We start from the raw sequence: 19,423 nt of genomic DNA, 5'->3' as shown, positions 1-19,423 counted from the left end.
ATGGAGAGACTATGAGAATTGAGAAATTAATAAAATCATTTGAAAGGTCATATGATGAATATTTGGAAGATGAGTCAAAAATGAAGGGTACGGCAGCTAGTATCTCTTTTCCGGAAACAAAAGAAGAGGTGTCCAGCATTATTCAGTCCCTCTCGGTTTCTCGTATTCCAATAACGGTTCAGGGTGGCAAAACAGGTATATGTGGTGGAGCTGTTCCGAATACGGGGCACATTATGAATTTAAGGAATATGAGTAATATTATTCAATATCAAGAGAAGAACGGAAGCCACTATGTTACCGTTCAGCCTGGAATAACCATAGAAGAACTAAATAAGCAATTGTATAAACGTAATTTATTTTGGCCGCCAGAGCCTACAGAGACTTCAGCTACTGTAGGGGGCGTAATTGCTACAAAGGCTCAAGGGATACATAAGTGTTTATATGGAGAGACCAACGACTATATTGAAGAGATCAGTTATGTAGATCACCACGGACAAATATTTACGCTGAAAAGAGGAGAAAGAAAATTCAATCGTAATCAATGCATGTTGCCGAACGGAAATGTAATAACACTTGATACCAATACAATGGGAATAAAAGAAAATCATGATTTGATAGATATTTTTATTGGAAGTGAAGGAATGTTTGGTGTAATCGTTGAGGCTACACTCGAAGTTTTAAATAGGCCTAAAGAAATCTGGGGAATTGTCTTTTTCTTTCAATTGGCTTCAGATATCTATCATTTTATAGAAAATATGAAGAACACAGATCATCAAGTAGGCACTGCTAGCCTTGCTGCGATTGAATATATGGACAAAACAGCTTTAAAGCATGTACATGAGTTAAAGCAGGTAGCGACAAAACTAAAGGACCTACCGGACGTTAGTGGAGAAACCGTTGGTATAGTATATTTGGAAATTTTCGGAGACTTGGAAGCTGACATAGAAAAAATTGCCGAAAAACTCATGGAATTGGCAGTTGAATCTGTAAGTGATCCGGATACTGCATGGGCGGTTTCTGGAGAAATAGAAATTGAGAAAACAAGAGCATTGAGACATGCAGTGCCTGAATCCATCAATGTTGCAGTTGAAAGGGCAAGATTAAAAGATAACCGGATAACAAAGTTAGGAACAGATATAGCATTTAAAGAAAAATCATTTGAGGAACTTGTTAACTGCTATCAGACAGATGCAGATGAAGCCGCATTAGATATAGTCGTTTTTGGACATATATCCGATAATCATCTTCATGTCAATATAGTTCCTAAGAGCTATGAAGACTATTGCAAAGGGAGAAGGCTCATCGAAAAATGGTCAGCCCAAGCTGCAGCGAATAGATGTAAAATTTTCACAGAACATGGTGTTGGAAAGCTTAAGAAAGAACTTTATCAGAGGATAACGAGTAAAGCGATATTAAATGAACTGAAGCACTTAAAAAAACAGATGGATCCTATTGGAATATGGAATCCGGGAAATATGTTTGACCAATGAATGCTCTCAATAGTATTTCAGAAAAGAGGGTTTATATTGAAGATAGCTGTTTGTATTAAACAGGTACCGGCAAGTAGTGAGATAGAGACAGATCAAAATACAGGTGTATTGATCAGAGATCGTGGCCCCACAAGGATTAATCCATATGATCTTTCTGCAATAGAAGCAGCATTACAATTGAAGGAAGCCTATAATGGCTCTGTTACGTCCTTTACTATGGGACCTAAAAGTGCTGAGGCGGTGATTGCCTATAGTTTTTCCATGGGAGCCGATGATGGCGTACTGCTTTCAGATGCAAGATTTGCAGGCGCAGACGTTTATGCAACCGCATATACCTTAGCCCAGGGGATTTGTGTGAGTGATCATTATGATCTGATCCTATGCGGAAGTCAGACAACGGATGGTGATACTGGTCAAGTAGGTCCTGCACTAGCTGAGCAGCTAGGGATTCCGCACATCTATGGTGTGACTGCTGTTGATTCTATTAATGAAACCCAAATACTTTTAACGCAGCAACTAGGAAATAAAAATATGCAATTAAAGGCTGCTATGCCATGTCTGCTAGTTATCCATCCCGATGCTTTTCGTCCGCGGCTGCCATCCTTAAAGCTGAAACTAATGGCGGCAAAAAAAGAAGTTAAAAAACTATCGATGCAGGATATGCAGGAAAAGAATATCCTTAAATATGGCCTGAAAGGTTCACCGACACAGGTAGAACGAGTTTTCTTGCCGGAAAGAACAACGTACCGGCAGGTTTTAACAGGGGATGGGGATACACTGGCCTTAGAAATTTATAATTGTGTAAAGCAAGGTCGGTTAATATAGGTTGATTCTATAAACATGAAAAGTCTTTTTTAAAATGAGGTGATGAATTGCAGGAGCTGCAAGTAGATAATCATCGATGTACACTTTGTGGCAAATGTATATCCGCATGTTTTTATGATGCACTGGAGATGGATGATCGCAAACTGCTCAGTCATGACACCTGTACGCTATGCGGCATGTGTATAGACATTTGTCCGGAAGCAGCCTTAGCTATCAGTAAAATAAAAATGAATGATATGAATAAGGCAGAGTGGAACGGTATTTTAGTATATGTTGAACATGATCAGGGAGAAATACATCCCATAACTTATGAACTAATTGGGAAGGCTTTGGAATTAGCAAAAGTAGTGTGCTATAAAGTGTACTGTTTATTTATCGGATATAGGATTGCAGAAAAAGCTAAAATACTGATGCACTATGAGGTTGAACAAGTTTTTATGTACGATCACGCGTCTTTTAAATACTACAAGGAAGATATCTATACAAATGCCTTTGAAGACTGCATAAAAAACCATTTAAAGCCCTCTATTGTTTTAATAGGTGGAACCGAAATTGGAAAATCACTTGCTCCGTCTATTGCTACAAGATTTCATACAGGACTTACTGCAGATTGTACAGAGTTAAAAATAAGGGAGAATTCTGATTTGGTACAGATCAGACCAGCCTTTGGTGGAAATATCATGGCACAGATTATTACAGAAAACCACCGACCACAATTTGCCACGGTTAGATATAAGGTAATGAGCGAAGCAGAGCCACAACTCCAATTAAGAGATAATTTGCTACAGTGTTCTATAGAAGATGAAAAACTGAAATCAAAAATCGAAATTTTAGGAGTTAATGACCTGGCTAAAACAGAGAGCATTTCAGATGCAAAAATATTAGTTGTTGTTGGGCAGGGATTCCAGCGTAAAGAAGATCTATCATTAGCTCAGGAGTTAGCGGATCTACTGAACGGAAAAGTGGCATCATCAAGAACATTGGTTGAAAAAGGGTGGATGCCTTATGAGAAGCAAATCGGATTATCCGGAAAAACTGTAAAACCGGAAATAATCATCACCTGTGGTGTTTCTGGATCTATTCAGTTCATTTCCGGAATGAAGGGAAGTAAGAATATTATTGCCATAAATACAGATATAAACAGTCCTATTTTCAAAATTGCCCATCAGCCTATTTGTGGTGATCTATATGAGATACTTCCGAGGCTAATTAAAAAGATTAAGTCAGGCAGTGGTAAGGATTAGCTTTTGGCTCGTAGTTCTCAGGAAAACGTAATCCTTTTAATATTTAGATTTAAAAATTAAGTGAAAATCTTATTGTTACTGGGAAAGGGGGGATATTCAAAGTTTGAGCTATACTGGCATATATCTTGCTAGCTTTAAGATTGTGCTAAAGTAACAAACTATTATTATGAGGAGGTTGTAGCATGGGTACACAATCAAAAAACAACAGCATTAGACCATTGGTATTCTTCCCAGCATTCATTTTATTAGTATTAGCAATTATTTTGAACTTTGCAAGTCCGGAAGCTTTTTTAAAAGTTACTACAACAGCAAAGGATTTTATGACGGTTCAATGTGGCTGGATGTTTAGTTGGGCAGGTGTTTTATGTTTGTTAGTAATGATTGGTGCGTATTTTTCACCTTTAGGAAATGTAAGAATAGGTGGAGAGGATGCAAAACCGCTGCTTAAAAAAACATCTTGGTTTGCAATAACATTATGTACAACGATTGCTGCAGGGATTCTATTCTGGGGAACTGCAGAGCCTATCTGGCATTTGGCATATCCGCCAGAATCTTTAGGGATAGAACCAATGTCGCCGGCAGCAGCTAAGTTTGCAATGGAAACACTTTATCTGCATTGGACATTTATACCCTACGCATTTTACGCAGTACCAACCGTTGTGTTTGCTTTCGCATACTATAATATGAAACGTCCCTTCAGCGTAGGTTCACAAATATCTCCTATCATAGGCAAATATGATCAAAGCAAGTTAGATATGGTAATTGATGCTGTGATTTTATTTGCAGTTGCAGCAGGCATTTCTGCTTCCTTTGGAACAGCTGTTATGAATATGGGCGGTGGAATTAATGCACTGCTGGGCATTAATAACGATAAAAGTTTATGGATCGTTATTACCATCATTGGTACAATTGCCTTTATCATTTCATCTGGTACAGGATTGATGAAGGGAATTAGGATTCTATCGGATATCAACGTATATATTTACTATGTCATATTAGGTGTACTAGTGCTTTTAGGGCCAACTGTATATATGTTTAGTTCCGGCACGGAAGCATTCGGTGGATTCTTATCTGGAATATTCAATAAGGCATTGTTTACGGGTACTGCAGCCGGAGATGAATGGGCAACAGGCTGGACAACGTTTTACTGGTCAAACTGGATGGCCTGGGCTCCGGTAACCGCTGTATTCTTAGCCAGGATTGCATATGGTTACAAGGTAAAAGAAGTCATAACAATGAATTTTGTAATTCCAAGTATATTCAGTGCAGTATGGATGACGATTCTAGGTGGCAGTGCAATCAACTTCCAAGTGACTGGTAAGGTAGATATATTAGCAATTATGAATGAACAAGGATCAGCGGCAGCAGGATATGCAGTACTGGGAAATTTACCTCTATCTGGCTTGTTGATTGGTATTTACCTGCTTGCTGTAATTATTTCCTTTATAACAGCAACAGACTCGACGACCAATGCAATGGCAAGTATTTGTACCACTGGAATCACTGAAGGAGCACAGGAAGCTCCACTATACCTTAAAGTAACCTGGGGTGTAGCTGTTGGTGCAATTGCACTGATATTCATTGCAACTCTTGGGATTGATGGCATAAAGATGCTTTCATACTTAGGAGGCTTCCCTGCATTATTCCTAGGAATATTAAGCATAGTTTCATTAGGTTATATTATGAAGGATCCATATAAGTTTGATGTAGTTAGTAAGTCTAAGAAGAAAGAAGAAGCCGGAAATTAGCAAAAAAAAAAAAGAAAAATAAAAAAAATAAAAAAAGTTAGAATTTGATACATACATAGTATACAGGAAATTTTTTAAAATGTGTATAGTTAATTAACCTATTACAAATATTTACGATCCTTGAAGGGATATTGAATCAGCTTTCTAGGATTTTAAAAAACTTTAATCTTGTATTAAGTTCAAAAAAGAGCATGCCAATTGTATTCAAATGAAGGCGTCCTTAGTGATACTGTTTCCGCAGCAGATATAGATAGGACGTCTCTTCATTTTCAAGACATTGCACATAGTAATGCATAAACTGGCAGGAAAATAAATGCATAATTCTATCAATTTAAGATGAAAACCTTAGAAGCATGAAGGAAAAACAAAATAATTATGGAATAAAATATAAAAAACTAAATGTTTTACATCCACTTGGCAATAAAGAAAAAATTCAGGAAAACACAAAATACGGGGTGGTTAAGCATGCTAACAACATTACAAAGTATGCAGCAGGTTTTTCAACAATTAGCTGAAGCTACATCGAATTTACTGAACTTAGATATTGAAGTTATTGATACGAATTTAACTAGAATTGCAGGGACAGGTATATTAAAAGATACAGTAGGTCAAAAGGTAACCCGTAAAGGAATGATCGCTAATTTAATAAATAAAACGAAGGAAAAAAGATTGGTTGTTAATAACCCGGGGGAAGAACCATTTTGTATGAATTGCTCTTTTTACGGAAACTGTTTGTATAAAAAAGCTGTATATTCCTCAATTATATTTGAGGGAGAAATCATAGGCGTAATAGGGGTTGTTACTTTTGAAGGAGATAATAATTTTCTACAGCATACAACGAATGATCTACTGATGTTTATAGAAGAGATAGGCAAATTGATTTGTGCAAAAATTGCTGAAAGCAATGTGAAGCAGCATATCAGTTACTATGATATTATTCACAATTCGATTATTAATGAATTGGATATGGGTGTTATTCTCCTAGATAAGGAAGAAAAAATAATAAATTTAAATGAATTTATTGAGAATAGACTCAATATGAATCGTTCTATTATGATTGGACAATTCATATTTGACGTTTTGCCCAGGATAAATTTAGAGACCAGGAACAATGATTATCAGAAAATTACTATAGGACATAGTCATTATTTATGTCATATTAAAAAAGTCTGTATTGGAAAAAATGTAGAGAGTACAATTATAAATCTTCTAGAGGATCATCAAAGCAGTAGAGAGAACTATAGAAGGGTAAGTACGAAGAACCATGCAATCATTGGAAAAGACAGAAAATTTACTGTTTTTATGGATAGAGTAAGGCAAGTGGCAGCTACAGAATCAACAGTACTTTTAGTTGGTGAAACGGGAACAGGAAAAGAACTCTTTTCAGAATATATCTATAAGAACAGTCTAAGAAGAAATAATAATTTTACAGTCATAAATTGCAGCGCTATTCCTGAAGGATTGGTAGAAAGTGAATTGTTTGGGTATGAAAAGGGAGCATTTACGGGTGCTACAAGCACTGGAAAAGATGGAAAATTTTTTGCAGCGAACAAGGGAACTGTTTTTTTAGATGAAATCGAAGCCATTCCTTTACATGTTCAGCCTAAGCTTCTAAGGGTTTTGGAGAATAGAACCATTGAGAAGATTGGTAGTATAAAAGAAAATCCTATAGATATCAGAGTGATAGCAGCTACAAATGTAGATTTGAAAAGCTTGGTTGAAAAGGGAAAATTTAGAGAAGATCTTTTTCATAGATTGAATGTGATCACCCTTTTTATACCGCCTTTGAGAGAACGGAAAGAAGATATCTTATTGCTTTCTCAATATTTTATTAGTATGTATGCGAATAAGCTTAGTAAAAAGATTATTGATTTGGATAATGAAGTAAAGGATATATTTGTTCAGTATGAGTGGAAAGGTAATGTAAGAGAACTAAAAAATGCTATTGAATATGCGGTAAGTATCGAATATACAGAGTATATTACAAGGCAGTCTTTACCTTATCAGATAAACTTGAATGAGGAACCTGCAAAAAAGATAAAAACAATGGCTGATATAGAGAAGGAACATATTATAAAAGTACTCAATCATTTTGGTTGGAGTGATGAGGGAAAGATACTTGCAGCAAACAGCCTGGGTATAAGTCGGTCTACAATATATAGAAAGATTAAAGAGTACAAAATAAAACCTGTTGGATACTATTCATAGATACAAGACTGTTGAAGGGATAAAAGGGCACTTAAATGCATTTTACATGAATTAAAAAGTTCATATATTGTTTCATTTTGACATCTGTATTCCGATTGAAAGCGAAGAAAACTATCTTTGAAAAGGTTTTTACACTATCTTAAAGTGACATAGATTTATATCATTTTGACATGGAAAAGCATGTAAAGCTAGCTTTAAGATATGGATTTGAGGGGTCGCAGGCTAAAAAAACTGGAACCTTCACTATTTAAGTGCAGGTTCTCCATCGATGAATATTAGCGTTTTATTAGTCAATAAGAGAAACTGAGGATTACATGAGATTTTTACAGCATCTCATGCAACCCTCAGTTTTTTTCGTTTAGCGGGAAAGATACTGTATCGTAAAAGTTTGAATTGGCATGCTTGTTGCAAAATATATCACTGTGAAACAAATAGTTTACGAATAGAGACTAAAAAAAGTACAAGAGGAGGTGTGCGTTGTGATTATAGTAGGCGAAAAAATAAATACCAGCTTGAAAGGTGTAACAGAAGCCGTCATAAATAGGGATGAAAAGTTCATTCAGGAGCTGGCAAAGGTTCAAGCTGACGGAGGGGCAGATTATATAGACGTCAATTGCGGAACTCTCATAAACGAAGAGGAGGTAGCTCTACCCTGGCTGGTAAGGACAGTACAACAAGTGGTGGATTTGCCATGTTGTATTGACAGTCCGAACCCTAAAGCATTAGAGGCAGCCCTAAAAGTGCATAAGGGAAAAGCCCTAATCAATTCTATTACAAATGAGAATGAGAGATTTACCCAGATAGGACCATTAATTGGGAATTATGAGGCCGCTATCGTAGCACTCGTAATAGACGATGCCTTCGGTATGCCTAAGGATGCTGATACGAGGGTACAGGTTGGGAAAGAACTTATTGAAAAATTAAAGATTATGGGTATCCGTGAATCGGATATATTTATTGACCCATTGATCCAACCGATTAGTTCTTCCGGAGAAATGGGAAATATTGCCCTAGACACAATCCTGGGGATTAAGGAAAGCTTTCAAGAGGTGCATTTTATGTGTGGATTGAGTAATATCTCCTATGGGCTTCCAAAGAGAGGCTTACTCAATGCTACGTTTTTGAGTCTATGTATGATGGCTGGACTCGACGGCGCGATTCTAGATCCGGGAAATAAAAGAATGATGGCGATGATCTACGCTACCGAAGCGCTGCTGAATAAGGATAAGTTTGCAAAAAAATATTTAAAAGCTTTTAGAAAAGGGAGTCTTGAATTTTAGAATAAGGGGGAAGAAAAGATGGAGGATATGATTACACGAATCAAAGAATGTGTTATTGAAGGAGATGAAGATTCAGTCATTATGTTGATTGATCAAGCTCTTGATGCTTTAGTACCTGTAAACAGGATCATGACAGAAGGTCTTACGGAAGCCATGAATGTGGTGGGAAAACAAATGGAGTGTGGAGACCTGTTTATACCTGAAGTACTGATGTGTGCAGAAACCATGAAGGCAGGTATGGAATATCTTAAGCCCAAAATGGGAGATGCAGAGATGAAGACCCTTGGGAAAATCGTTATAGGGACTGTAGCAGGTGATTTACACGATATTGGTAAGAATCTGATTAAAATGATGTTTGAGGTAAGTGGCTTTGAAGTTATAGATATAGGTATAGATCAAGGGCCAGATAAGTTCTTAGAGATTTACGAAAAGGAAAAACCTGATATTATCGGCTTATCAGCACTTTTGACCACAACGATGGTTTCTATGCAGGAAACTGTAGAGCTATTAAGAAAAAATGAAGTATCAGCAAAAATTATTGTAGGAGGGGCACCTGTAACTGCCGAGTTTGCAAAAACGATAAATGCTGATGGATACTCAGATGATGCAGGCGGTGCCATTTCACTATGTAAAAAGCTTTTAAATATAGCCTAAGTGTTGTATACCAGTGAGCGTTAAGAAGTATTTAAGGGATTATTTAAAGAGTTTGAATAAATATTGATGGAGTGGAGGAATAAGACATGGAGAGAATGAGTTATTTGAAGGATATGCCTATCGCAGTTCTGGGTGCAGGGGCTGTAGGAAAGGCTCAAGCGGGGGATTGTGCACTTGCAGGCAAAAAGGTCAGAATTTGCGATTTAGAACCCTTTGCCGCAAAAACTCTTTTTGGTGTAGAACGCCAAGGAATAAATTTCTATGGACAGCAGTTAAATTTATATGGTTTTAAACGAGAAGGGATCGCAAGATTTGAAAAAGTAACGACCTCCATCGAGGAAGCTATAAAAGGTGCAGGAATTATTTTGGTTACAACTCCTGCAATGGGTCACGAACCTTTCTTTAAGGCCATGATTCCCCATTTAGAGGATGGCCAGGTTATACATATCTACCCTGATAACTATGGTTCTTTACTATTAAGAAAAATGATGCGGGAAGCTGGATGCACGAAGAAGGTTATCGTAGGTGGTTGGTCCTCCTCGCCATATGGTTCAAGAGTAGATATCAAAGGCGGCGTTGTTCTTCCAAGCATTCGTGTATATTATCGAGCCATCACATTAAGAGGTGCCAGTCTCCCCAGTTGTGATCAGGCAGATTTTCTAGAGAGTGTTAAATATATACCATCCATGGATGCAATCACAAATGGAGATGGACCTGTAGGTGGGGACACCGTTTTAGACACTGGCTTTAGCAATGTCAACCCCATTCTTCATTGCCCAGGTACGATTCTAGGTGTAGGAACAATGGAAAATTGGGGATTGATTTACGGTGAGAACAAATATGACTTCTCTATTTATTCTCATGCTTATTGTCCATCTATTTCTAAGGTACAATACAGTCTTTATCAAGAAGAATGTGCGATTGCTAAAGCTGCAGGAGTCGGAATCCAGGAATTCAAAAAGGAACAATTTTTCTCAAGAGAAAATATCTTAGGTTGTGAATATATGGGAGAAGATTATGTAATTCCATTTGACCAAATTGATGAAATTCAAATTGGAACAGGCCCATTTACCATGGAGAATCGATACATCACAGAGGATATACCTGTGGGTTGTCATGTTTATCATGAACTTGGCAAAAAACTTGGTGTTGCTACGCCTGTTATTGATTCTATGATTAACTTAGCATCTGCCATGCTGGAAAGAGATTTTTATGCTGACGGATATACATTAGAATACTTGGGACTTGGAGAGATGGGCAAAGAAGAAATGCTAGATTACCTTCATAATGGAACGCTAAAATAGATGAATAATGGATTGATTAATAAAGTGAGGGATCTCCTATGAAAAAATATAATATTGAAAGAAATATCAAGTTCGCTGTTTTATCAGATGAGGCCATAGAACAAATCAATGAAGCCAGCTTAACCATCATGGAACAACTAGGAATGAAGATATCAGGAGAAAGAACCTTGAAACTGCTCCATGAGAATGGTTGTTATACGGATGAAAATGGAATTACGCGAATATCGAGGGATCTGGTAAGAAAGGCATTAGAGACCGTTCCCAAAGAGGTAATTATCTATGATAGAAATAAGAATCCTCATATGATATTAAACAGTAAAAACAATCTGTATTTTGGTACCCATGCAGACCAACTGGAAATACTGGATATAGAAACTGACAGTGTAAGACCTTTCTTAAAGAAAGATACAGAATTGATGTGTAAGATTGCTCAAAATCTAAAGAATATTGATTTTGTCCTTTCTGTAGGGCTTTCCAGTGATGTTGATCCCAAGGTACAATCTGTAATAAGCTTTATTGAAACCCTTAAATACTTTGAAAAACCGATTAATTTTTCAACCAATGATATTGACACGATTCAGGAAATCATAGATATAGCGGCTTTGGTTGCAGGCGGAAAAGAGGTGTTACAAGAAAAACCATTTATTTTTAATTATTGCGAGCCGATACCACCACTGACCCATCCTGCTGAAAGCACGGAAAAGCTTTATCTAAGTGCCATCAATAAGATACCGGTGGTTTATATGCCTTATTGTATGATGGGCGGTACAGCACCAATGAACATGGCTACAACATTGGCTCAATGTTATTCAGAAATCCTCACGGGAATTGTGGTTACACAACTCATCAACCCAGGAGCTCCGTTTATAATCGGTGCAATGCCTTCTATATTTGATATGAAAACCAGTATAGGCAGTTATGCAGCGCCAGAGTTCCACTTAATGATCGCGGCAGCTTCAGAGATGGCAGATTATTATAATCTACCTTTCTATGGTACGGCAGCCTGCAGCGATTCAAAAAGTCTTGATGCTCAAGCTTTTGCAGAAGTGAGTATGCAGGTTTTCTCAACATTTTTGAGCAAAGCCAACGTCGTTCATGATGTTGGAATCATGGACCATTGTAATAGTGTATCGCCTGTAATGGTAGTTATTGCAGATGAAATCATTGAGGCAGCCAAGCATTATGCTAGAGGCATTAAAGTTGATGATGCGACACTCAATCTGGATTTGATTTCAAGAGTAGGTCACGGAGGACATTATCTAAACGAAAAGGAAACCTTCAAGAAATTCAAACAAGTTTGGTATCCAAGCCTATTCAGCAGAAGAATGAAGAATCCAGATCAGTCAGAAGTACATTCTATAGCAAAAGAATGGATAAATAAAATAATGGAAAATCATCCAGGCTCAACTTTAGATGCTGCAATCTTGGAGAAATTAGATGAAATACAACAAAAGTACATGGATTCAGTAAAGTAAGATATTAGTCAAAGAAACGACCTGCCTTTCTTTAGTAGGTGCTGCCAGGAGTCAGATTGTAGCTTTTATGGGATGGCAGGTTGTTTTTCAAAATTATTAAGGGGGAAATAAAATGTTTTATCAAGGCAGAGACAGAGATATCAACTATATTGTAACGCGAAAAAATCATACCTGCTATGGTATGGGATTAGGCATTATGGTGCTGGATGATGCCTATCCGGGTTTTCCGGGAGATGTACGAAATGCCAGCGCTTTTGGGTACCCAATACAATATGAAATTGCTGAAGGGGTAGACAACTATACATTGGTATGGGAACAGGACAAATCGCCCTGCAGAGAACCAATTCTAAGAGCAGCTAAGAAACTGGAAAGAATGGGTTGCAAGGCAATTGCAGCAGAGTGTGGATACTTTGCGTATTTCCAAAAAGATGTAGCAGGGCATGTAGATGTGCCTGTATTTATGTCAAGCCTGCTGCAGGTACCTTTTATGCAGCAATTAATTGGACCTAAGAATTATGTAGGAATCGTTTGCGCACAAAAAAGGTTTTTAACCGATGCACATCTTGAAAATGTTGGCATTGATCTTAATAGTAATTTTTTGATAGCGGGTGCACAGGATGAGTATGGCTGCCCTCAGTTCGATAGTTTATGGGATCATGAAAAGCGGCCGCAAATTCCTGAAAGCTACTATGACCAATCAGAAAAAGACATGATCAAGATTTGCAAAGCTTTTGTAGAAAAAAATCCAAGGATTAGAGCAATTATGCTGGAATGCACCGGTATGCAGCCTTTTGCCAGAGCTGTACAAAGAGCAGTGGATATGCCTGTGTTCAGTTGGGGAACATTGTTAGATTATGCCTATTCTGTAGTAAACCATAGAGATTATTACGGGCACGTCTAGAAAATAAGATGATTAAAATAATAATGGGAGGTCAGGGTATATGAAAGATAATAATAATGAGATCAATACCTTAGAAGGAGAAAACCATTCCCAGAAAAAGTTTGGATTAAGGTGGGGTGTCATCATTGCACCTGTTAGTATATTTGCGGCACTTATAGTACTTGGATTTACAGACTCTTCTGCATTTTTAAAGGTATTATGGGGTATTTTTGAAAAACTAATGGTTAGCTTAGGGTGGCTGGTAGATTTAGGCTGTCTATCTTTTGTAATTTTTTTAGCTGTTCTTTGTTTTCATCCTGTAGGTAAAATTAAATTTGGCGGAAAAGATGCGAAACCGCGATATAGTACTTGGAACTGGTGGGCGATATCCATATGTGCAGGGATTGGAACGGGGATTGTATTCTGGGCTGCTCCGGAGCCTTTGTTGTTTTCAATGGAACCGGCACCAGGTGTGGAAATGATTGCAGGAAGCAGGGATGCAATCATCTGGGCAATGAGAACCTCATTTTTGCATTGGACCTTTACACCCTATGCCATCTATATAACTATAGGTGTAATAGTTGGGTATGCATATTATAATATGCGAAAACCCTATAATATTAGTTCCGGCTTTGTTCCAATGATCGGAGATAAGGCACTGGGAAATACCTTTTCAACTACAGTCGATGCTCTAACGGTATTCGCTATTACCGGTGGGGTTGCTGGATCATTAGGATATGGACTCTTGCAGATCGGCAGTGGATTAAAGTATGTATTTGGCATTGAACCAGGTCCTGTTGTTTGGGTGGGGATTGCGATGATCATTATTGTAGCCTACAACATATCTAGTATTTCTGGATTAGATAAGGGAATAAAGTGGCTTAGTGATAAAAACGCATGGGCATTTATCGTTTTTATGATCTTTGCGCTTATATTCGGACCAACTAGTTACATATTGAACCTTACAACTCAATCCATGGGAGCATTTCTTAATAATTTCCTTGAAGCCATGACATTTACTGATCCATTTCCCGATAGTGGATTATGGCCCCAATGGTGGGATATGTACTGGTTTGTAGACTGGCTTTCCTTCGGGCCTATCGTAGGATTATTTCTGATAAAACTGTGCTATGGAAGAACGATACGGGAATTTATTGTTGTCAACTGGCTGCTGCCCTCAGTATTTGGAATGATCTGGTTTGGAGTTTTTGGCGGTTTGACTCTGAACGCCCAATTTAATCTGGGTTATGATCTGTATGGCTTTATGCAGGCAAATGGCCTAGAATCTGTTATGTTAAAGATATTTGATTTTCTGCCTCTTGCAACAATTCTACGGCCTTTGATGATCATCCTAATCATACTATCTTTTGTTACATTGGCTGATTCTATGACCTCGACTGTGTCTTTAATGACCTTAAAGAATAATATGAATGTAAAAGAAGCACCAGCAGTGATTAAACTTTGTTGGGGGCTTTTAATGGGCCTTACTTCAATTATATTTGTATTAAATGGAGGGCTGGAAGGAATAAAGGTAGTAAAAACACTAGCAGGATTTCCCATATTATTTATCGAAATAGCTATGATGGTAGGCTTTATTGTCTATATGTACAATAAGCCTAAAGAAGAAATCGAAGAAAAGGTGGAAAAGTCGGAGGTGGTATAGTGGTAAATGAGAAGATTGAAGTATTACATAGAGCTTCTATCGATATTTTGAGCCAGATTGGAATAGAGTTTCAGCACGAGGAAACTAAAAAAATACTGCTAGATGCTGGTATAGAAGTAAAAAATAATCGCGCTTATTTTACAGAGGAACAAATTAATGAATATATGTCAAAAGCGCCTAAAGAATTTATTGTTTACGCAAGGGATGAGGCTTTTAACATGCGGCTCAATACAGAAGAGCTAAATTTTACTCCGGGCTATGGATGTCCTAAAATAATGGAAGTAGATGGAAAAATAAGAAATGCTCTATTTGATGACTATTTGAAATTTGCAGAATTGGTACATGTCAGCCCAGCTTTTAAAATAAATGGTGGAATTCTTGTACAGCCAAATGATATAGACGCCAAGCTAAGTGCTGCAGCAATGGTATACACCACAATGAAACGTTCCTCAAAGTGTATTATGGGTGTATCCGGTAATCAGGAAAGTACAGAACATATTATGCATCTTGCTTCAATATTGTTTGGAGGCCGCGAAGAATTAAAGAAAAAGCCCAGAATCATAACCCTCATTTCTACTTTAAGTCCTCTTAAGATAGACAGAAATGCCCTTGAAACATTATATGTTTGTACACAATATAATCAACCTATAGCCATTGCACCAGGACCTATGGCCGGAGGAACAGGCCCCATATCGCCAGCGGGTAATATAGCAATGGCAAATGCTGAAATATTAGGCACCCTTGTGCTTACACAGATTTTAAACCCAGGAAATCCAGTGATCTATACATTCGCAGCAACTACAATGGATATGAGAACCTGCAATGTATCTATCGGATCTCCAGGTTTTACGCTTCAGGCAAAATATGGTGCAAGGCTTGCAAAAAAATATGGGCTGCCGTGCAGGAGCGGAGGCGGTATGACGGACGCTAATGGAATTACTGCGCAAAGTGGATTTGAAAGCATGATGTCGCTTTTTGAGGCATACCAGGAAAAAGCAAACTTTGTAATGCACAGTGCAGGAATATTGGATTCTTTTTCTTCCATGAGCTATGAAAAATTCGTAATGGATTTAGAAATAATTGATCGATTGAAATATTATTTTAAGGAATTAGAAGTAAATGAAACTACTCTAGCCTTAGATGCAATAAAAGATGTTGTTGAAGGAACAACCTTCATAGAACATATCCATACTGTTCAACGATGTAGAAAAGATCCATGGTTTCCCTCAATAAGTATCAGAAGAAGGTTAATGCCTGGAGAAGACCCAAATCAAGTCCTATATGATTCGATGCATAATAGGTTAGAAGAAATGCTGCGAGCCTATAAAAAACCTGAAATTGATGGAAGCATTGAAAAACAGTTAGATGATTACATGCTACATTTGGGAATGAATAAGGAGATAATAGGAAAGATTTAAACATGATAAAGTTACTTTGGAGCGAATACCGGTTTCTCAAACAATTTTTATCTATTATATTTCCGCTGTTCGCTCTAAAATTAATTTATATAAGATACAGCCATCGATTTTTGTAAAATAGTTGCAGAATCGTCGAAGGGAACCTAGGGTTCCCTAGCGAAAGCGTCGTAGACGCTCTTTTTATAGAAATTCGTTTGAGTTCAGTAGAAAAGTAAAAAATAGCGGAAGGAAAATCCCTCTGCTATTTTTACGGTTTTATTCTTCTCCGAATTTAGATTCTATCAGATCTGTGATTGCTGCTATTGCTTCTGCCTCATCAGGTCCGCTTGCTACCAGGGTAAAGACAGCATCCTGCACAAGACCTAAACTCATGATACTCATGATAGATTTTGCATTCCCCGTATAGCCGTTATAGAGAAGCTGAATGTCTGATTGAAATTTTGCTGCAGTTTTTACTAAAATTGAAGCAGGCCGTGCATGTAAGCCTTGTTTATTAAGTATTTTCAGTTCTTTTTCCATTCCATTTCCTCCCACTTGATATATTTAAGGGTTATATGAGTTACAGATCTGAAACTAGCTTATTCTTTCCGTATACACCTTCCCAATCGCAGCTAAACCGGTCAATGCTCCAATCTGTCAATGGGTGCTGCAGCAATCCGTCCATGAGCTCACCGTTAATGGTAACGGAATGGGCACCTGCCAAAGCAACTCCATGAATTTGTTGAATGTTTTTAAAAGATGCGGCCAGTACTTTTGTTTCCAGCTTATAGGTATTAAAAAGTTCTACAATTTCTGCTACCACGCCTACGCCATCTCCTGCAATATTATCAATCCGATTCACATAGGGTGCTACGTAGCTGGCGCCGGCAACGGCTGCCATCAAAGCTTGCTGTGCAGTAAGTATAGCCGTAGCGGTGACCTGAATTTCCTTCGAAGTTAAGATTTTTATCGCTTTAATCCCTTCAGCAGTAACTGGAATTTTCACATAAATATTTCCTGCCACAATTTCATGAAGATATTCGCCCTCTTTTACAATCTCCGCTGCAGTTTTTCCTAAGGTTTGTACATGTAGCATGGAAGCATTTCCAATGATATTTCGAATGTCTCTTAATATTTCAAAAAAGGGCCTGTTTTCCTTTGCAATAATTGTAGGATTTGTTGTAACACCACATACAGGGTAGAGGTCATAGGCCCGTTGAATGGCTTGAACATCCGCAGTATCTAATAAGTATTGCATTGTATCACTCCTTAATTTATCTATAATAACAAACAAGTTTAATAGCTGCTAGTGGATAGATTCCCGGTAATGATTTCAACTGCACCGCTAGTCCCTAATCTGTTTGCGCCGGCTTGAAGCATTTTTACTGCATTCTCAAAGGTACGGATACCACCCGCAGCCTTTACACCAATGCTTGGGCCTACAGTTTCTCTAAGCAACTGAACATCCTCAAGAGTAAATGAATGCACTTGCATTTTATTGCTCCTCTCTTTTTTAAATTTTAAGCTTAAATTCCTCCAAGCATTTTTTGATACTGTCTTTTGTATCAGCGAACCCTATGCCATAAGTTTTAATTTTTTCATTGCTGAGTCGAGCGTCTCTAGGATGATCCTTATATTTTTCTAAGTCCATCTCCAGCAGATGATCTATTCTTTCTTCCAGGCCTACTTCTTTTAATATGAGCTTGGATACATCATAACGGCTCAGGTGATTTTGGCTTCCAATATGGTAGGTACCGTAGGGAATTTCAAATATTTTAGGGATTTGATCGATCACATCATATACATAGGTTAGACCACGATATTCATTTGAAGTGACCTTGATTTTTTCTCCTTTTAATACAGCAGATAAGGTATCCCAAAGAATATTTGGAGACATGCCGCAGTTTCTTTCTGGAAGTCCATACAACCATGTAAACCGCAATACCCAAAGTTCATCGAGGATATCCCTCAATTTTTCTTCAGCCTCCAGCTTCGTTTGGCCGTAAACTGTATCCGGAATAGGACAATCTTCTTCTCGATAAGGTCCTGGAGAAGTATTGCCATTGAAGACTTGCTCCGTACTGATAAAAATCATTTTGGCATTTACGGCTTTGGCTGCTTCTGCCACATGTTGGGCGCCCTTAACATTAATATTGTGGGCAATCTCGGGATTATTGTTACAGAAGTCCGTACTGGCTACAGCTGCAGCATGAAGAACATAATCAGGTTTAAATTGGTGAAATGCTTCCATTGCCTGATCGCGATTAGTAATATCTAGCTGAGGTACATCCGTAGAAAGAATATCATAGGTATGTTGATAGGTTTTTGTTAATCGAGTACAGAAAAAACCATTTCCGCCAGTTAAAAGTAATCTTTTCATCATTACCACTCCTTAAATATATTCTATAAACCGCCTACAATGACCTTAAAACCTGCTTGTTCAAAGCAAATTTTTATTCTGTGTAAATCTTCTGGGGAAGGAGGAGAAAGGTCCTCTAAAGCATAGGCTTTGCCGATAGACTTATACTTTGTGCTTCCGTACTGATGGAAAGGAAGCAGGTGAACCTCTTTGACAGCGAGATCTTTTGTAAACATGATGATTTCTTCTATGTTTTCTATATCCATGGTATAGCCAGGGATTAGCGGAATTCTAGGAATCACATGAATTCCTTTGTGAACCAATCTTTTAAAATTATCCAGGATGATGTTCCTATCACCATGAAGAATTCTAGATGCTTTTTCTGGACACATAATCTTCAGGTCAAACAAGACCCGATCTAAGTGATCTGAAACCCTGTCCAGAATATCCCAGCTGCAGAAGCCTGAGGTTTCTATAGCTGTGTCAATCCCTAAGTATTCCAATTGCTTTAGCAATGCTATGGCAAACTTACCTTGGCATAGGGGCTCACCTCCAGATAAGGTTACACCGCCCTCGGTACAGTCGTAAAAAAGAATGTCTTTTTTGATTTCATAGATTAATTCTTCTATAGTATACTCTTTTCCTGCCTGTTCGAGGGCCATGGTGGGACAAAAAGAGGGATCCTTTTCACAACTACGGCAGGAGACGCTGCTGCACTGGATACAAAGGGATTCCCGACGCATTAGTTCCGGAGAAAAGCTTTGAGATTCAGGATTTGAGCACCAGGGACACCGAAGGGGACAGCCTTTAAAAAAGATCAGTGTTCGTATACCACCTCCATCATGAATACTATATCTTTGAATATTAAGAATCAATGCTTTTTCCATTTTTTCACT

17 protein-coding genes are annotated in these 19,423 nt (G+C 37.8%); 12 read left to right on the top strand and 5 right to left on the bottom strand.

From position 1 onward, the window contains the following. The first annotated feature begins 11 nt into the window (after positions 1-11). The 12 genes from Gferi_RS04590 (at position 12) to Gferi_RS04535 (ending at position 16,189) form a co-directional block, all read left to right on the top strand. Positions 12-1,490 (top strand): FAD-binding oxidoreductase, encoded by a 1,479-nt coding sequence (locus Gferi_RS04590; RefSeq protein ID WP_069974463.1) that lies wholly within the window; start codon positions 12-14, stop codon positions 1,488-1,490. A gap of 36 nt (positions 1,491-1,526) precedes the next feature. Beyond that, complete coding sequence (locus tag Gferi_RS04585) at positions 1,527-2,315, top strand: electron transfer flavoprotein subunit beta/FixA family protein (RefSeq protein ID WP_069974462.1); 789 nt, start codon at positions 1,527-1,529, stop codon at positions 2,313-2,315. 47 nt (positions 2,316-2,362) lie between these two features. After that, the gene (locus tag Gferi_RS04580; RefSeq protein ID WP_069974461.1) at positions 2,363-3,559 is read left to right on the top strand and encodes an electron transfer flavoprotein subunit alpha; all 1,197 of its coding nucleotides are present in this window, start codon (positions 2,363-2,365) and stop codon (positions 3,557-3,559) included. A 182-nt stretch (positions 3,560-3,741) separates the two neighbouring features. After that, complete coding sequence (locus Gferi_RS04575; RefSeq protein ID WP_069974460.1) at positions 3,742-5,307, top strand: BCCT family transporter; 1,566 nt, start codon at positions 3,742-3,744, stop codon at positions 5,305-5,307. A gap of 465 nt (positions 5,308-5,772) precedes the next feature. Further along, on the top strand, positions 5,773-7,515 hold the full coding sequence (locus Gferi_RS04570; protein ID WP_069974459.1) for a sigma-54 interaction domain-containing protein: 1,743 nt from the start codon (positions 5,773-5,775) through the stop codon (positions 7,513-7,515). A gap of 479 nt (positions 7,516-7,994) precedes the next feature. Further along, positions 7,995-8,795 (top strand): methyltetrahydrofolate cobalamin methyltransferase, encoded by an 801-nt coding sequence (locus tag Gferi_RS04565; RefSeq protein WP_069974458.1) that lies wholly within the window; start codon positions 7,995-7,997, stop codon positions 8,793-8,795. A gap of 18 nt (positions 8,796-8,813) precedes the next feature. Continuing rightward, positions 8,814-9,449 (top strand): cobalamin B12-binding domain-containing protein, encoded by a 636-nt coding sequence (locus Gferi_RS04560; RefSeq protein WP_069974457.1) that lies wholly within the window; start codon positions 8,814-8,816, stop codon positions 9,447-9,449. An 86-nt stretch (positions 9,450-9,535) separates the two neighbouring features. Then, positions 9,536-10,753, top strand: coding sequence for an NAD/NADP-dependent octopine/nopaline dehydrogenase family protein (locus Gferi_RS04555; RefSeq protein WP_069974456.1), 1,218 nt, complete (start codon positions 9,536-9,538; stop codon positions 10,751-10,753). Positions 10,754-10,791: 38 nt separating this feature from the next. Continuing rightward, positions 10,792-12,228, top strand: coding sequence for a trimethylamine methyltransferase family protein (locus tag Gferi_RS04550; protein WP_069974455.1), 1,437 nt, complete (start codon positions 10,792-10,794; stop codon positions 12,226-12,228). A gap of 112 nt (positions 12,229-12,340) precedes the next feature. Next, complete coding sequence (locus tag Gferi_RS04545) at positions 12,341-13,129, top strand: aspartate/glutamate racemase family protein (RefSeq protein ID WP_069974454.1); 789 nt, start codon at positions 12,341-12,343, stop codon at positions 13,127-13,129. A 40-nt stretch (positions 13,130-13,169) separates the two neighbouring features. Then, positions 13,170-14,771, top strand: coding sequence for a BCCT family transporter (locus Gferi_RS04540; RefSeq protein WP_069974453.1), 1,602 nt, complete (start codon positions 13,170-13,172; stop codon positions 14,769-14,771). Further along, positions 14,771-16,189 (top strand): trimethylamine methyltransferase family protein, encoded by a 1,419-nt coding sequence (locus tag Gferi_RS04535; protein ID WP_169832966.1) that lies wholly within the window; start codon positions 14,771-14,773, stop codon positions 16,187-16,189. The genes Gferi_RS04540 and Gferi_RS04535 overlap by 1 nt, the downstream gene beginning before the upstream one ends. A gap of 255 nt (positions 16,190-16,444) precedes the next feature. On the opposite strand, the gene Gferi_RS04530 is transcribed toward Gferi_RS04535, so the two are convergent. From Gferi_RS04530 to Gferi_RS04510, 5 genes are read right to left on the bottom strand one after another with little or no spacing between them, the layout of a single operon-like run. Then, a complete protein-coding gene (locus Gferi_RS04530) occupies positions 16,445-16,708 on the bottom strand; it encodes an HPr family phosphocarrier protein (RefSeq protein ID WP_069974451.1) in 264 nt (87 codons plus the stop codon). A gap of 40 nt (positions 16,709-16,748) precedes the next feature. Next, complete coding sequence (locus Gferi_RS04525) at positions 16,749-17,426, bottom strand: transaldolase family protein (RefSeq protein ID WP_069974450.1); 678 nt, start codon at positions 17,424-17,426, stop codon at positions 16,749-16,751. Positions 17,427-17,464: 38 nt separating this feature from the next. After that, the gene (locus tag Gferi_RS04520) at positions 17,465-17,662 is read right to left on the bottom strand and encodes a hypothetical protein (protein ID WP_069974449.1); all 198 of its coding nucleotides are present in this window, start codon (positions 17,660-17,662) and stop codon (positions 17,465-17,467) included. Positions 17,663-17,681: 19 nt separating this feature from the next. Then, positions 17,682-18,551: an SDR family oxidoreductase gene (locus Gferi_RS04515; RefSeq protein WP_083273367.1), complete on the bottom strand. Its 870-nt coding sequence runs from the start codon at positions 18,549-18,551 to the stop codon at positions 17,682-17,684. A 20-nt stretch (positions 18,552-18,571) separates the two neighbouring features. Continuing rightward, positions 18,572-19,414 carry a glycyl-radical enzyme activating protein gene (locus Gferi_RS04510; RefSeq protein WP_069974447.1) on the bottom strand — a complete coding sequence of 281 codons (843 nt, stop codon included), beginning with the start codon at positions 19,412-19,414 and terminating at the stop codon, positions 18,572-18,574. Between the last annotated feature and the right edge of the window lie 9 nt (positions 19,415-19,423).

The sequence above is a fragment of the Geosporobacter ferrireducens genome (assembly GCF_001750685.1).
Classification (GTDB): Bacteria; Bacillota; Clostridia; order Peptostreptococcales; family Thermotaleaceae; genus Geosporobacter; species Geosporobacter ferrireducens.
The sequence above is the reverse complement of the archived record's forward strand: the minus strand, read 5'-3'. Positions and strand labels throughout refer to the sequence as shown.